Below are 13,565 nucleotides of genomic sequence, written 5' to 3'. Positions count from 1 at the left end.
CCCTTCGGTCTAGTGCTGCGCGCCCAACTCCAGCGAGAGTACGCCGCCGATCACCAGCACGATCCCGAACGCCTGCACCCACGTGAGGCTGTCGCCCAGGAACACCGCCCCGATCACCGCGATCGCGGTCACGCCCGCCGCGGCCCAGATCCCGTAGGCCACGCCGATGCCCATGCCCTGCTTGAGCACCTGCGACAGCAGGAAGTAGGCGCCGACCACGCCCAGCACCGCGACCACCGACGGGACGACGCGGGTGAACCCGGCCGAGTACCGGGTCGCGAGGGTGCCGATCACCTCGGAAGCGATCGCACCGAGCAGCAGCAGGTAGCCCATGGAGGTCTCCTCATGTTGTTGAACTTGCGTTCAACTATGCCACGGAACCTCGCCCTGTCGCCACGAACCGGTGAGAGCGGCTAACGTTCGCGGCATGGCCGAAGAACTCGTGCACCGCAGCGTGACGAACGGCATCGCGACGATCACGCTGGACTCACCGCACAACCGCAACGCGCTGTCGGCGCAGCTGCGCCGCGAGCTCCGGGACCACCTGGAGCGCTCGATCGGCGAGGACGGCGTGCGGGTGATCGTCCTGGACCACACCGGACCGGTGTTCTGCGCCGGGATGGACCTCAAGGAGTCGCGCTCGGCGGGCGCGGGCGACCAGGGCGTGCAGGACCTCCCCGCGCTGCTGGAGCTGATCTGGACCAGCCCGAAGCCGGTCGTGAGCAAGCTCGCCGGGCCCGCCCGCGCGGGCGGCGTCGGCCTGGTGGCCGCCACCGACATCGCCGTCGCCGCCGACACCGCGACCTTCGCCTTCTCCGAGGTCCGCATCGGCGTGGTCCCCGCGGTGATCTCGGTGACCGTGCTCCCCCGGCTGCACGCCCGCCAGGCGCACGAGCTGTTCCTCACCGGCGAGACCTTCGACGCCCGCCGCGCGGTGGAGATCGGCCTGCTCAACTCCGCCGTCGCCGCCGCGGACCTCGACGCCGAGACCACCCGCTACACCGACATGCTCGCCCTCGGCGGCCCGAACGCGCTGGCCGCGACCAAGGACATGCTCCGCCGCCCGCGCGCGGCGAAGATGAGCGACGACTTCGCCGAGATGCTCGCGCTGTCGGCCGAGCACTTCGCGGGCGAGGAGGGCCAGGAGGGCATCCGCGCCTTCGGCGAGAAGCGCAAGCCCTCCTGGGTTCCGCAGGACTGAGCCCCTTCACCGGGCGAGCTTGGCCGCCTGGGATTCGAGGTAGCGGCGCTCGGGGATGCTGAGCGTGGCCCGCGCCGCCCGCCGGTAGCAGTCCAGCGCGGCGGCGCGGTCGCCCGCCAGTTCCAGCAGGTGCGCGCGCACCGCATCGATGCGGTGCCGCACCCTCCTGTCTCCATCCAAAGTGGACAGCAGCGCGATCCCCTCGGCAGGCCCGTGCACCATGGCGGTGGCGATCGCCCGGTTCAGCGTGACCACCGGGTTCGGCGCGATGCGGTCGAGGATCCGGTAGAGGATCAGCACCTGGCGCCAGTCGGTGTCCGCAGTGGACGGAGCCTCCGCGTGCACCGCCGCGATCGCGGCCTGCACCTGGTACGGCCCGAGCCGGGAACCGGCCAGGGTGCGGCCGATCAGCTCGGTCCCCTCGGCGATCAGGGCCCGGTCCCAGCGGTCCCGGTCCTGCTCGGCCAGCGGGATCATCACCCCGTCCGGGGTGACCCGGGCGGCCCGCCGGGAGTCGGTGATCAGCATCAGCGCGAGCAGGCCGGACACCTCCCCGTCCGCGGGCAGCAACCGGTGCAGCTCGCGGGCCAGCCGGATCGCCTCGCCGGTCAGGGCGTGGCTCTGCAGCTCGGGACCGGCGGTGGCGGTGTAGCCCTCGTTGAAGATCAGGTAGAGCACGTGCAGCACCACCCGGAGCCGGTCGGTGCGCTCCGGCTCCGCGGGCATCCGGAACGTCGCCCCGGCGTCCCGGATCCGCTGCTTGGCGCGGGTGATGCGCTGGGTCATCGTGGCCTCGGGGACCATGAACGCGTGCGCGATCTGCGCCGTGGTCAGGCCCCCGACCGCCCGCAGCGTCAGCGCCACCTGCGACGCCGGTGACAGTTCCGGGTGGCAGCAGAGGAACAGCAGCGCCAGCGTGTCGTCGCTGTCCGGCGCCTGCTCCTCGTCCGCTCCCGGCACCAGGCCGTCGTGCCCGAGCGCGGCGGACTGCTCGCGGCGGCGCCGCGCGCTCTCGCTGCGCCACAGGTCGGTGAGCCTGCGCCCGGCGACCCGGACCAGCCAGCCCACCGGTTCGGCGGGAACGCCTTCCTCCGGCCACTGCACGGCGGCGGCCAGCAGCGCCTCCTGCACGGCGTCCTCGCAGGCGTCGAACTGCCCGTGCCTGCGCACGAGCACGCCGAGGACCTGCGGCGCGAGCCCGCGCAGCAGGTCCCCGAGCTCGTGACCGGTCACACGTCCGAACCGGCCGAGAACATCACCGGCCGGACCTCCACGCCCAGCCCCTCGACGCGGGTGTCCGGGATGAGCCGGGCGAGTTCGAGCGCCCGCTCCCGGCTCTCCACGTCGACCAGGTAGAAGCCGCCCATGTACTCCTTGGCCTCCAGGAACGGCCCGTCGGTCACCGCGGGCACCCCGCCCTTGGTGTGCACGACGGCGCTGTTGGACGGATCGGCCAGCGCGTGGGTGCTGATCATCTCGCCCGACTCCTGGATGGTCTTCATGAAGTCGCCGTGGCCGTTCATCACCTCGTTGCGCTCCTCCTCGGTGAGCGCGTCCCAGATCTCCTGGTTCAACTGCATGATCAGCAGGTACTTCACGGTTCGCTCCTGTTCGTCCGGCGCCCCTCCGGCGCCACTCACCCGGAAGTCGTAGCCGGTCCGGCTCTTCCTACCTCAGCACCGCCGAAATTTCTCCGCACTCCGATGTCGGGTTCGGCCTGCCCGCTCCGACCCGCGATCGAGAACACCGGACGAGGAGTGGGACATGACGGAAGTGGCGGAACGAGCCGGACGGCGCGAGTGGTGCGGGCTGGTGGTGCTGGTGCTGCCCACGCTGCTGGTCGCGATCGACATCAACGCGCTGTTCCTGGCCCTGCCCGCGCTGACGGCCGCGCTGGGCACCAGCAGCGCCGAGCAGCTGTGGATCATCGACGCCTACGGCTTCATGGTGGCCGGGTTCCTGATCACGATGGGAACTCTGGGCGACCGGATCGGCCGCCGCAGGCTGCTGCTCGTCGGCGGCGCGGCCTTCGGCCTCGCCTCGCTGGCGGCGGCGTTCGCGACGACTCCGGGCCTGCTCATCGCCGCCCGCATCGCGCTCGGCGTGGCGGGAGCGACCCTGATGCCCTCGACGCTGGCGCTGATCACCAGCATGTTCGCCGACCGGGCGCAGCGCGGAACCGCCATCGCGGTCTGGGCGACCTGCCAGTTCGCCGGGGCCGCGCTCGGCCCGGTCCTGGGCGGTCTGCTGCTGGAGCGGTTCTGGTGGGGGTCGGTCTTCCTGCTGGCCGTCCCGGTCATGGTGCTGCTCCTGCTGCTGGGCCCGGTGCTGCTGCCGGAGCACCGCGATCCCGGCGCGGGCCGCCTCGACCTGCCCGCCGTCGCGCTCTCGCTGCTGGCGGTGCTGCCGATCGTCTACGGCCTCAAGGAACTCGCCGTCGGCACCGGGTTCGCACCGACCGTGGTCGCCGCCCTCGCAGTGGGCCTGGTCTGCGGAGCGCTGTTCGCACGTCGGCAGCTGCGCAGCACCGATCCACTGCTGGATCTGCGGCTGCTGGCCGAGCGGTCCTTCGGCGCGGTGCTGGCCACGCTGACCTTCGCCGGGGTCGTGATGGCCGGAGCCGGGATGCTGGTCACCCAGTACCTGCAAACCGTCCTCGGCTACTCGCCGACGCTGTCGGCGTGGTGGTTCGCGCCGATGGGCCTGGCAGTCGCCGCCGGAACCCTGCTCACGCCGACCATCACCAAGTGGATCAGTCCCCGGACGGCCATCTCGGGCGGTCTCGTGCTCTCGGCCGCCGGCTCGGCGCTGCTCGCGCTGACCGACGGCGTCGGAACGGTCGTGACGGCAGTCGCCGTGCTGGCGCTGGGAACCGGACCGCTGTTCGCGCTGGGCACCGGGATCGTCGTCGGATCGGTCCCGCCCGAACGCGCCGGTTCGGCCGCGTCCATGTCGGAGACCGCGAACCACCTCGGCGGAACCCTCGGCATCGCGGTCCTGGGCACGATCGCCGGCGCGATCTACCGCCACCACATGGCGGACCTGCCCGGCCCTGCCCGGGAAACCGTGGCGGGCGCCACCGCGGCGGCAGCGGCCCTGCCGCCCGGAGAGGCAGCCGACCTCGTCGCCGCCGCGCACGGCGCCTTCACCAGCGGGCTCCACACCGTCGGCGTCATCGGTGCCCTGGTGTTCGCGTCGCTGGCGCTACTGCTGGTCACGCGCCTGCCCCGGCAATAGCGGGCGGTGAGCGATCACTCGCGCGAGCCGGTATTACTACTGAGCGATGATCAGCTGCGAGTGAGCACGGCGGTGAAGGTCCGCCCGCAGAAGGAGGTCTGCGCCGCCTCCTCCAGCACCGCGCTGATCTTGCGGTAGGCCTTCGGGTCGTAGTCGGCCAGCGCCTGGTAGCCGGACCAGATCAGCACGTGCTCGCCCTCGGGCAGCCAGGACAGGTCGGTCAGGCAGTCGTAGAGCGCGTCCAGGTTGCGCCCCGACCACTCCGGGAAGTCCAGCACCGCGGCGATGCCGTCCAGCGCGGTGCGCTTGCTGGCCAGTTCCGAGCCGTCGAGCACGTGCACCGCGGCACCCCTGCCCCGCGCGTCCTCGGCGGCCTGCTCGGCGCTGACGCCAGGTTCCTCCAGCCCGCTCACCGCCGGCTCCTTTCCCAGCACTGCGCTGGCCCGCTTCGTCGCAAACATCGCACTCACTCGTCGGGGTCGACGACCACGAAGGATTCGTAGTGGTCGCCGGTGTAGTAGATCTCGGAGCTTTCGCCGGTGACCAGCCGACGGGCTCCCCGGTCCGGCGAACCCGGGGTCGGCACGGTGTACTCGCGGTAGTAACCGGAAGGCCGCTGGGGCAGCAGATCCTCCCGGTTCCCGAACACGGTGCCATCCTTTCCGGGATACCGGAAGGGCCCGCCCTCGGTGATCGACTTCCAGGTGGTGGCGACCTCGGGCGGCAGCGCCGACATCCGCTGCACCTGCAGCCCGGACTCGGTGGCGCCGGGCGGGGAGCTCTCGCCGGTTCCGGCGTAGTCGCGGACGAGCCAGCCGATGACGACCAGTGCGATCAGGCCGACCAGCGCGACCGAGATGCGTTTGCGCGGGGTCACCGGATCAGCTCCCGGCCACGCCGTCGCGCCGCCCCACCGGCGGCTCCGCGTCGCGGACCCGGGTGAGCTTGGCACCGAGGGTGTCGACGCCGCGGTCGATCAGCCAGCCCAGCCCCCAGGCCAGCGGAACCAGGACCGCGAGCACGAGCGTCACCTGCAGCGGGTACGGCAACTGCACGAGCCAGAGCTCGGCGGCGTCCCACCACTCGACCAACCACTCCATCACGGAGCGCAAGCGTACGCCCGGGTGAGAGGGCGTCGCGCCGCCCCCTCACCCGGTCCGCGCGACCTCAGTCGCCGGATCGGTCCCGGATCGACTTGATGATCGCGCCGAAGTCGTAGCCCCCGCCGCCCTCGTCGTTGAACCGCTGGTACAGCTCGGTGGCCAGGCGGCCGATCGCGGCGTCGGTGCCGCTCTGCTCGGCGGCCGAGGCCGCCAGCTTGAGGTCCTTGAGCATCAGCGCGGCGGCGAAGCCGGGCTCGTAGTCGTGGTTGGCGCGGCTGGTCTCCACCAGGTCGGGGACGGGGCAGTTGGTGGTCAGCGACCAGCACTGCCCGGTGGAGATCGACACCACGTCGTAGAGCGCCTGGTTGGCGACCCCGAGCCGCTCGCCCAGCACGAACGCCTCGCTGACCGCGATCATCGACGCGCCCAGGATCAGGTTGTTGCACATCTTGGTGACCTGGCCGTTGCCCGGACCGCCGCAGTGGATCACCTTGCGGGCCATCGGTTCCAGCACCGGCTCGGCCCGGTGGAACGCCTCCTCGCTGCCGCCGACCATGAAGGTCAGGGTGCCCGCCTCGGCGCCCGCGGTGCCGCCGGAGACCGGCGCGTCGAGCGATCCGAAACCGGCCGCCTCGGCCCGCCGGTGCGCCTCGCGGGCATCGGCGACGTCCACCGTGGACGAGTCGATCAGCAGCGTGTCCGGGGACGCCGAGGCCAGCACGTCGTCGTAGCAGTCCAGCAGGTGCTTGCCGCCGGGAAGCATCGTGATCACCGCGTCGGCCCCGGTGACCGTCTCGGCGACCGAAGCAGCGGTGGTGACGCCGTTGGCCGCGGCGGCCTCCAGCGCGGCGGGCACCAGGTCGTAGCCCCGCACGGTGTGCCCGGCCTTGACCAGGTTCGCCGACATCGGCCCGCCCATGTGGCCGAGCCCGATGAAACCGATGACAGCCATTGTCATGTCCCCTTCCAGCAGGTTCCCAGTCATGCCCAGCAGGTTCCGCGGCGGTGCCGCCGGTCGCGGGCGGCACCGCGCACGACGCTCAGGCGCGCCCGGCCAGGCCGAGCTCTCCCACGCCTGGCGACTCGAAGAACTTCTCCACCCAGGCGCTGTCGACCTCGTCGAGCCGCGCCGGCGACCACTTCGGGTCGCGGTCCTTGTCCACCAGCGTCGCCCGCACGCCCTCGACCAGGTCACCGATGAGGATGCAGCCCATCGCCACCCGGAACTCCTGGTCCAGCGCCTGCTCCAGCGAGTCGTAGCCGCCGCGCAGCGCGCGCAGGGTCACCTTCAGCGAGGTGGGCGACTTGGTCCCGATCAGCTCCGCCGCCTCGTGCGCGGCCTCCTCGGGCCGCTCGCGCAGCCGCTGCAGCACCTCCTCGACGGTGTCCGCGGAGTAGGCCGCGTCGATCCACTCCCGGTTGGCCGCGAGCGCCGAGGCCGGGGGCTGCTCGGCGAGCCTGCCGATGGTCTCGTCCACCGCGCCGGTGGCCAGCCCCTCGACCAGCTCGCCGATCCGGGAGCTGTCGATGTGGTGGTCGGCGAATCCGGCCTCGATGGCGTCCGCGCCGCTGACCGGCGCGCCGGTCAGCGCCATGTGCGTGCCCAGCTCGCCCGGCGCCCGCGACAGCAGGTAGGTGCCGCCGACGTCGGGCACGAACCCGATCCCGGTCTCGGGCATGCCGACCTTGGACCGCTCGGTGACCACCCGGTGCGAGCCGTGCGCGCTGACCCCGACGCCGCCGCCCATGGTGATGCCGTCCATCAGGCCGACGACCGGCTTCGGGTAGTGCGACAGCGCGGCGTTGAGCCGGTACTCCTCGCTCCAGAACGTCGCGGGGAACTCCTCGTCGCCGGCCTTGGCCGCGTCGTAGAGGGCGCGGATGTCCCCGCCGGCGCACAGCCCCCGCTCCCCCGCGCCGTCGACGAGCACGACCGCGATGTGGTCGGCCGAGCGCCACCGCTCCAGCGCCGCCGCCATCTCGCGCACCATGCCCAGCGTCAGCGCGTTGAGCGCCTTGGGGCGGTTGAGGGTGATCCGCCCGAGCGCGCCCTGCTCGCCGATCAGGATCTCCGGCGTTGCTGTCATGTTGCCGACTCCAGTTCTCGCGGGGCCACCCCCGTCCGGTCGGCGCTCAGGCCGCCAGCAGTCCGCGGGAGATGATCAACCGCATGATTTCGTTGGTACCTTCCAGGATCTGATGCACCCGCAGGTCGCGGACGATCTTCTCCAGCCCGTACTCCGCAAGGTATCCGTATCCCCCGTGGATCTGAAGCGCCTCGTTGGCGACGGAGAAACCGGCGTCGGTGGCCAGCCGCTTGGCCATCGCGCACAGCCTGGTCGCCGCCGGATCCCCGACGTCGAGCGCCCACGCCGCCCGCCACAGCAGCGTGCGCGCGGCCTCCAGCTCGGTGGCCATGTCGGCGAGCTTGAACTGCAGCACCTGGAACTCGCTGAGCTTGGAACCGAACGCGCTGCGCTCCCGCACGTAGCCGAGGCTCTTGTCGAGCGCGGCCTGCGCCCCGCCCAGCGAGCACGCGGCGATGCTGAGCCTGCCGCCGTCCAGCCCGGCCATCGCGATCTTGAAGCCGATGCCCTCGGCGCCGAGCCGGTTGGCGACCGGAACCCGCACGCCCTCGAAGATCACCTGCCGGGTCGGCTGCGCGTTCCAGCCCATCTTCTTCTCGTTGGGCCCGAACGAGAGCCCGTCGGTGCCGCCCTCGACGACGAAGGTCGAGATGCCCCGCGGGCCCTGCTCACCGGTGCGGGCCATCACGACGTAGACGTCGGAGTCGCCGCTGCCGGAGATGAACTGCTTGACCCCGTCGAGCACGTAGTGGTCGCCGTCGCGGACCGCGCGGGTCTGCAGCGCGGCGGCGTCCGAGCCCGCTCCCGGTTCGGTCAGGCAGTAGCTGCCGAGGCGTTCCATCGAGCACATGCCCGGCAGCCAGCGGCGGCGCTGCTCGTCGTCGCCGAAGCGGTCGATCATCCCGGCGACCATGTTGTGGATGGAGACGTAGGCGGCGATGGACGGATCCCCGGTGGCCAGCGCCTCGAAGATCAGCACCGAGTCGAACCGGGACAGCCCGCTGCCGCCGACCGCGTCGTCGACGTAGACGCCGCCGAGCCCGAGCCCGCCCGCGGCGCGCAGGACGTCGACCGGGAAGTGCTTCTGCTGGTCCCATTCGATCGCGTTCGGCGCCAGCTGCTCGGCGGCGAACTCCCGCACGGTCTCCTGGATCGCGCGCTGGTCCTCGGTCAGCTCGAACGGTGACACCGGCGCGGATGCCGTGATGGACACGCCCACTGCCCTCCCCGGATGAGCGGGGCGGCCGGTCGGGCCGCCCCGCGAATCGATGTTGGTGGGCGGGCGGCCCGGTTGTGGCTGCCCGCCGCTTCCCGACGTCAGTTCATCGTCGGAATGGTGAAGCTGGCACCTTCCTTGAGCCCCGACGGCCAGCGCGAGGTGACGGTCTTCGTCTTGGTGTAGAAGCGGATCGAGTCCGGGCCGTGCTGGTTCAGGTCGCCGAATCCGGACCGCTTCCAGCCGCCGAAGGTGTGGTAGGCGATCGGCACCGGGATCGGCACGTTCACGCCGACCATGCCGGTGTTGACCCGCGCGGTGAACTCACGGGCGGCATCGCCGTCGCGGGTGAAGATCGCCACGCCGTTGCCGAACTCGTTCTCGTTCGGCAGCCGCAGCGCCTCCTCGTAGTCCGCGGCGCGCACCACCGACAGCACCGGACCGAAGATCTCCTCGCGGTAGATCCGCATGTCCGGCTTGACCCGGTCGAACAGCGAGGCGCCCATGAAGAAGCCGTTCTCGTGGCCCTCCAGGCTGAACCCGCGGCCGTCGACCAGCAGCTCCGCGCCCTCCTCGACGCCCGCGTCGACGAGGTCGCGCACCCGCTCCAACGCCTGCTTGGTGACCAGCGGCCCGAAGTCGGCGTCGGCGTCGAAGCTGGTGCCGATCTTGAGCTTGTTGACCCGCTCGACCAGCTTGTCCACCAGCGCGTCGGCGGTGGCCTCCCCGACCGGGACCGCCACCGAGATCGCCATGCAGCGCTCGCCTGCCGAGCCGTAACCGGCGCCGACCAGCGCGTCGACGGCCTGGTCCAGGTCGGCGTCGGGCATCACGATCATGTGGTTCTTCGCGCCGCCGAAGCACTGGGCGCGCTTGCCGTGCGCGGCGGCGGTGGAGTAGATGTACTCGGCGATCGGCGAGGAGCCGACGAAGCCGACGGCCTCGATCCGCGGGTCGGTCAGCACCGCGTCCACCGCGGTCTTGTCGCCGTTGACCACGTTGAAGATCCCCGGCGGCAGGCCCGCCTCGATGAACAGCTCGGCCAGCCGCAGCGGCACCGACGGGTCGCGCTCGGAGGGCTTGAGCACGAAGGCGTTGCCGCAGGCGATGGCCGGGGCCGCCTTCCACAGCGGGATCATCGCGGGGAAGTTGAACGGCGTGATGCCCGCGACCACGCCCAGCGGCTGGCGCATCGAGTAGACGTCGATGCCGGTGCCGACGCTCTCGCTGTACTCGCCCTTGAGCAGGTGCGGGATGCCGGTGGCGAACTCGACGACCTCCAGCCCGCGCTGGATGTCGCCCTTGGCGTCGGGGATCGTCTTGCCGTGCTCGGAGGACAGCAGCCGGGCCAGCGAGTCCATCTCGTCGTTGACCAGCTGCAGGAACCGCATCAGCACCCGGGCCCGCTTCTGCGGGTTCAGCGCCGCCCACGCGGGCTGCGCCTCGGCGGCGTTGGCGACGGCCGCCGCGACCTCCTCCTGCGCGGCCAGCGCGACCCTGGCCTGCACCTGCCCGGAGTTCGGATCGAACACGTCACCGAAGGAACCCGACGTGCCGGCCACGCGCTTCCCGCCGATGAAGTGCCCAAGCTCGTTGGTCATAACGCAACGCACCCTTCGCCGCTTCCACCCGATTTACTCGGAAGACCTACCTTTTGTACTCCAATGTTTCCGCGCTGCCGAGAGCGCGGCACATGTGCTCTCAATCACATGATGCGCCCTGTCGGCTGAGGAAGAGTTCAGCGTCGATTCAGATGCCCCGTACGGGGCGTCAGCTCGCGGAGCCGCAGAGCTGCCCGACCATGCGCTGGACGTCGCACAGCGCGCCGGGGTCGAGCGAGTAGCAGATCTGGGTGCCGTTGCGGCGGGTCCGGACCAGGCCGCTCTCGCGCAGCGTGCGCAGGTGGCCGGAGATCGTCGGCTGGCTGACGCCGAAGTGCTCGGTGAAGTCGCAGGCGCAGATCTCGCCCTCCGCGCGGAGGCGGTCGAGGATGCCGAGCCGGATCGGGTGCCCCATCGCGCGGAGCAGCGCCGCCGAGCGCGTCACCTCGTCCTTGCCCACGCGATCAGCATATCGCTAATCTCCTATAGAGATAATCGGCATTTGCCTATATAGGAGGTACTCGATGGTTTCCACGACCGGCGTCAACGAACTGGTGCTCGAATCCCGCGACCTCGAAGCCGCGGAGCGCTTCTACACGGAGGTGCTCGGCTTCCCGGTGATCGAGCGGTGGAACGGCACGCCCACCGACGCCGTGTGGGTGCTCGCGGGCGGAACCCGCATCGGGCTGTGGAAGCCCGCCATCGGGATCTCCGGCGGACGGCCCGGAGTCCACGTGCACTACGCGCTGTCGGTGGACGAGGACGACTACGACTCGGTGATCGCCGAGGTGCGCTCGCACGGGGTCAAGGTGGACGAGGTCGAGTTCGGCGGCCAGGCGCGCTCGGCCTACGTCACCGACCCGGACGGCAACGTCGTCGAGTTCTGGACGTGGGACGTCAGCAGGGGAGGCCCGGGCGCCCCGCGGGCGGTCACCGAAGGCATCGAGAACCTGCCCAAGCGGGACTGAACCGGATTCGGATTCGTTGACAACCTCCCGCCTGCCCGGACCCGTACTACCGGGCGACGGGAGGTGGCCGAGCTTGCACCAGCGAGACGAGGAGTTCGCCGAGTTCTTCGACGCCAGGGTGGCGCCGATGCGCCGCACGGCGTTCCTGCTGTGCGGGGACTGGCACCGGGCCGAGGACCTGGTGCAGACCGCGCTCACCAAGATCTACGTGGCGTGGCCCCGGATCAGCCGGGACGGCTCCGTCGACGCCTACGCCCGCAAGGTCCTGGTGCGCAGCGCGATCGACGAGTCCCGGCGGGCGTTCCGCAAGCGGGAGACCGCGCTGCGGGACGTCCCCGACCGCGGCACCGCGCCGCCCGGCGTGGAGGACGCGGTCGACCTGCGCAACGCGCTCGCAGAGCTGCCGCAGGGCCAGCGGGCCGCGGTGGTCCTGCGCTACTGGGAGGACCAGTCGGTGGAGGCGACCGCGGAACTGCTCGGCTGCACCACCGGGACGGTCAAGAGCCAGACCGCGCGGGGCCTCGCCGCGCTGCGCCGCCTGCTCGGCACCGCCCAGCCCGCGACCGGGGGATTCCGGTGAAAGGGAGTCCGATGAACTGGGACGACGAGGAGATCCGAACCATGCTGAACCGAGCGGTCACCGGCGAACCGGAACTCGACATCCGGCGCGAGGAGGTGATCCGGCGGGGCCGCAGGCAGGTTCGCACCCGCTGGGCGCTGTCGGTGGGCGGGCTGACCGCGGTGGTCGGCGGGGTCGTGTTCGGGGCCGCGGCGTTCGCCGGCGTGGCGCCGGAGATCCAGCCCGCCGGTCCGGGAGCGCCGGTCGTGGAGGAGCCGCGTCCGGCGCCGCCGGAGACCTCCCAGCCGGTGCCCGAGTTCCCGCCCGCTCCCACGTCGAGCCGACCCCCGGAGCCGAGCTTCCCGGTGGAGCCCCCGACGTCGAGCCACCCCGCGGAACCGAGCGTCCCCGGGGAACCTCCGATCTCAAGCCACCCCGCGGAACCGAGCGCCCCGGGCGAACCTCCGATCTCGAGCCAACCGAGCTTCCCGGGCGAACCCCCGGCCACAAGCCGGCCCGCGGAACCCGGCCCGCCCGCGGGCTGACCCGGTCCGCAGTGGACGGTCGCCACGCGGAACCGCCCGCTGCTGGCTACGCTCGGAACATGCCCCGCGATCCGCTGGACGTCTGGGCGATGGCGGATCTGACCACGCCCTTCGCCGTGCGGACGGTGGCCACGCTGCGGATCGCCGACGAGGTCAGCGGCGGTCCGCTGCCGCTGGCCGAACTCGCCCGCCGCTGCGGCGCGGATCCCGACCCGCTCGGCCGGGTGCTGCGGTTCCTGGTGCACCGCGGCCTGTTCAGCGAACCCGAGCCCGGCGTGTTCGGGCCGAACCGGGCGTCGCGGGCGCTGGAGGGCGACGACGGCGCCCGCGCCTGGCTCGACCTCGACGGGGCGGTCGGTCGCGCGGACCTCGCCTTCGTCGAACTCATCGAGCAGGTGCGCGGCCACCACACCGCCTACCCCACGGCGTTCGGCCGGACGTTCTGGGAAGACCTCGCGCACAGCGACCGGCTCTCGGACTCCTTCGACGCGCTGATGGAGGCCAAGACGCGAAGTCTCGCGCCCGCCGTCGCGTCCGGCCACGACTGGAGCCGGTTCGCGCGGGTCGCCGACGTCGGTGGCGGCAAGGGCGTGCTGCTGGCCGAGATCCTGCGCACCCATCCGGGGTTGCGGGGGATCCTCCTCGACCGGAAGGGCCCGGTCCGCAACGCCGCCGAGCACTTCCGCGCGAACGGCTTGGCGGACCGGACCGAGGTGGTGGCGGCGGACTTCTTCGAGCCGTTGCCGGTCGAAGCCGACGCCGTGGTGCTCTGCGACGTCCTCGGTGACTGGGATGACGACGACGCGGTGCGAATCCTGCGCCGCTGCGCGGAGGCCGCGGGGCGGGTCGTCGTGATCGAAGTGGTCGCCGGTCCCGGGGTGATGAAGCTGTTCACCGAGCTGGACCTGCGGATGATGATCTACGTCGGCGGGCGGCTGCGCGACCTCGACGCGCTGGACCGCGTCGCGGTGACCGCCGGCCTGACCGTCGCCGAGGTCAACCGGCTCGACAACGGCTACTGCATCGTCGAATGCGCGCGGCGCTGAGG

Annotated in this window: 17 protein-coding genes; 6 read left to right on the top strand and 11 right to left on the bottom strand. The window is 71.7% G+C overall.

The genetic code is table 11. The features are described from left to right. Nucleotides 1-9 precede the first annotated feature (9 nt). Nucleotides 10-333: a DMT family transporter gene (locus ABD691_RS03230; protein WP_344677831.1), complete on the bottom strand. Its 324-nt coding sequence runs from the start codon at nt 331-333 to the stop codon at nt 10-12. A 94-nt stretch (nt 334-427) separates the two neighbouring features. Here ABD691_RS03230 and ABD691_RS03225 point away from each other — a divergent pair, with 94 nt between their 5' ends. Further along, nucleotides 428-1,201, top strand: coding sequence for an enoyl-CoA hydratase-related protein (locus ABD691_RS03225; protein ID WP_344677829.1), 774 nt, complete (start codon nt 428-430; stop codon nt 1,199-1,201). A 6-nt stretch (nt 1,202-1,207) separates the two neighbouring features. Here ABD691_RS03225 and ABD691_RS03220 read toward each other — a convergent pair whose 3' ends face one another. Both ABD691_RS03220 and ABD691_RS03215 read right to left on the bottom strand, forming a co-directional pair. Beyond that, on the bottom strand, nt 1,208-2,434 hold the full coding sequence (locus ABD691_RS03220) for an RNA polymerase sigma factor (protein WP_344677828.1): 1,227 nt from the start codon (nt 2,432-2,434) through the stop codon (nt 1,208-1,210). Then, nucleotides 2,431-2,799 carry a YciI family protein gene (locus ABD691_RS03215; RefSeq protein ID WP_344677827.1) on the bottom strand — a complete coding sequence of 123 codons (369 nt, stop codon included), beginning with the start codon at nt 2,797-2,799 and terminating at the stop codon, nt 2,431-2,433. Before ABD691_RS03215 ends, ABD691_RS03220 begins: the two co-directional genes overlap by 4 nt. A 166-nt stretch (nt 2,800-2,965) precedes the next feature. Here ABD691_RS03215 and ABD691_RS03210 point away from each other — a divergent pair, with 166 nt between their 5' ends. Further along, complete coding sequence (locus tag ABD691_RS03210; RefSeq protein WP_344677826.1) at nt 2,966-4,438, top strand: MFS transporter; 1,473 nt, start codon at nt 2,966-2,968, stop codon at nt 4,436-4,438. Between the two features lie 50 nt (nt 4,439-4,488). Here ABD691_RS03210 and ABD691_RS03205 read toward each other — a convergent pair whose 3' ends face one another. The 8 genes from ABD691_RS03205 to ABD691_RS03170 all read right to left on the bottom strand — a co-directional run bounded on the left by ABD691_RS03205 (nt 4,489) and on the right by ABD691_RS03170 (nt 10,905). Then, a complete protein-coding gene (locus ABD691_RS03205) occupies nt 4,489-4,851 on the bottom strand; it encodes a barstar family protein (protein ID WP_344677825.1) in 363 nt (120 codons plus the stop codon). Between the two features lie 53 nt (nt 4,852-4,904). Beyond that, a complete protein-coding gene (locus tag ABD691_RS03200) occupies nt 4,905-5,315 on the bottom strand; it encodes a guanyl-specific ribonuclease (protein ID WP_344677824.1) in 411 nt (136 codons plus the stop codon). Nucleotides 5,316-5,319: 4 nt separating this feature from the next. Continuing rightward, a complete protein-coding gene (locus ABD691_RS03195; protein ID WP_344678015.1) occupies nt 5,320-5,538 on the bottom strand; it encodes a hypothetical protein in 219 nt (72 codons plus the stop codon). 67 nt (nt 5,539-5,605) lie between these two features. Beyond that, entirely contained in the window at nt 5,606-6,493 is an 888-nt protein-coding gene (gene mmsB, locus ABD691_RS03190; RefSeq protein WP_344678014.1) for a 3-hydroxyisobutyrate dehydrogenase, read from the bottom strand. Between the two features lie 88 nt (nt 6,494-6,581). Next, on the bottom strand, nt 6,582-7,628 hold the full coding sequence (locus ABD691_RS03185; protein ID WP_344677823.1) for an enoyl-CoA hydratase/isomerase family protein: 1,047 nt from the start codon (nt 7,626-7,628) through the stop codon (nt 6,582-6,584). Nucleotides 7,629-7,674: 46 nt separating this feature from the next. Beyond that, nucleotides 7,675-8,841 (bottom strand): isobutyryl-CoA dehydrogenase, encoded by a 1,167-nt coding sequence (locus ABD691_RS03180; RefSeq protein WP_344677822.1) that lies wholly within the window; start codon nt 8,839-8,841, stop codon nt 7,675-7,677. 104 nt (nt 8,842-8,945) lie between these two features. Beyond that, a complete protein-coding gene (locus ABD691_RS03175; RefSeq protein ID WP_344677821.1) occupies nt 8,946-10,445 on the bottom strand; it encodes a CoA-acylating methylmalonate-semialdehyde dehydrogenase in 1,500 nt (499 codons plus the stop codon). Nucleotides 10,446-10,614: 169 nt separating this feature from the next. After that, complete coding sequence (locus ABD691_RS03170) at nt 10,615-10,905, bottom strand: ArsR/SmtB family transcription factor (RefSeq protein WP_344677820.1); 291 nt, start codon at nt 10,903-10,905, stop codon at nt 10,615-10,617. 64 nt (nt 10,906-10,969) lie between these two features. Here ABD691_RS03170 and ABD691_RS03165 point away from each other — a divergent pair, with 64 nt between their 5' ends. The 4 genes from ABD691_RS03165 (at nt 10,970) to ABD691_RS03150 (ending at nt 13,563) form a co-directional block, all read left to right on the top strand. Next, nucleotides 10,970-11,413, top strand: coding sequence for a VOC family protein (locus tag ABD691_RS03165; protein WP_344677819.1), 444 nt, complete (start codon nt 10,970-10,972; stop codon nt 11,411-11,413). A gap of 73 nt (nt 11,414-11,486) precedes the next feature. Then, nucleotides 11,487-11,993, top strand: coding sequence for a SigE family RNA polymerase sigma factor (locus ABD691_RS03160; RefSeq protein ID WP_344677818.1), 507 nt, complete (start codon nt 11,487-11,489; stop codon nt 11,991-11,993). Nucleotides 11,994-12,004: 11 nt separating this feature from the next. Continuing rightward, a complete protein-coding gene (locus ABD691_RS03155) occupies nt 12,005-12,517 on the top strand; it encodes a hypothetical protein (protein ID WP_344677817.1) in 513 nt (170 codons plus the stop codon). A 59-nt stretch (nt 12,518-12,576) separates the two neighbouring features. Next, nucleotides 12,577-13,563 carry a methyltransferase gene (locus ABD691_RS03150; RefSeq protein ID WP_344677816.1) on the top strand — a complete coding sequence of 329 codons (987 nt, stop codon included), beginning with the start codon at nt 12,577-12,579 and terminating at the stop codon, nt 13,561-13,563. The last annotated feature ends 2 nt before the right edge of the window (nt 13,564-13,565 follow it).

The sequence above is a fragment of the Saccharopolyspora taberi genome, assembly GCF_039534165.1.
Taxonomy (GTDB): domain Bacteria; phylum Actinomycetota; class Actinomycetes; order Mycobacteriales; family Pseudonocardiaceae; genus Saccharopolyspora_D; species Saccharopolyspora_D taberi.
Note: the sequence above shows the minus strand (reverse complement) of the source record. Positions and strands in the feature narration are given on the sequence as shown.

What these genes read in the sequence shown, in the direction of transcription:
- ABD691_RS03230 (WP_344677831.1), bottom strand. Translation starts at nt 333, where the DNA reads ATGGGCTACCTGCTGCTGCTCGGTGCGATCGCTTCCGAGGTGATCGGC.
- ABD691_RS03195 (WP_344678015.1), bottom strand. Translation starts at nt 5,538, where the DNA reads ATGGAGTGGTTGGTCGAGTGGTGGGACGCCGCCGAGCTCTGGCTCGTG.
- ABD691_RS03175 (WP_344677821.1), bottom strand. Translation starts at nt 10,445, where the DNA reads ATGACCAACGAGCTTGGGCACTTCATCGGCGGGAAGCGCGTGGCCGGC.
- ABD691_RS03210 (WP_344677826.1), top strand. Translation starts at nt 2,966, where the DNA reads ATGACGGAAGTGGCGGAACGAGCCGGACGGCGCGAGTGGTGCGGGCTG.
- ABD691_RS03165 (WP_344677819.1), top strand. Translation starts at nt 10,970, where the DNA reads ATGGTTTCCACGACCGGCGTCAACGAACTGGTGCTCGAATCCCGCGAC.
- mmsB (WP_344678014.1), bottom strand. Translation starts at nt 6,493, where the DNA reads ATGGCTGTCATCGGTTTCATCGGGCTCGGCCACATGGGCGGGCCGATG.
- ABD691_RS03150 (WP_344677816.1), top strand. Translation starts at nt 12,577, where the DNA reads ATGCCCCGCGATCCGCTGGACGTCTGGGCGATGGCGGATCTGACCACG.
- ABD691_RS03155 (WP_344677817.1), top strand. Translation starts at nt 12,005, where the DNA reads ATGAACTGGGACGACGAGGAGATCCGAACCATGCTGAACCGAGCGGTC.
- ABD691_RS03225 (WP_344677829.1), top strand. Translation starts at nt 428, where the DNA reads ATGGCCGAAGAACTCGTGCACCGCAGCGTGACGAACGGCATCGCGACG.
- ABD691_RS03185 (WP_344677823.1), bottom strand. Translation starts at nt 7,628, where the DNA reads ATGACAGCAACGCCGGAGATCCTGATCGGCGAGCAGGGCGCGCTCGGG.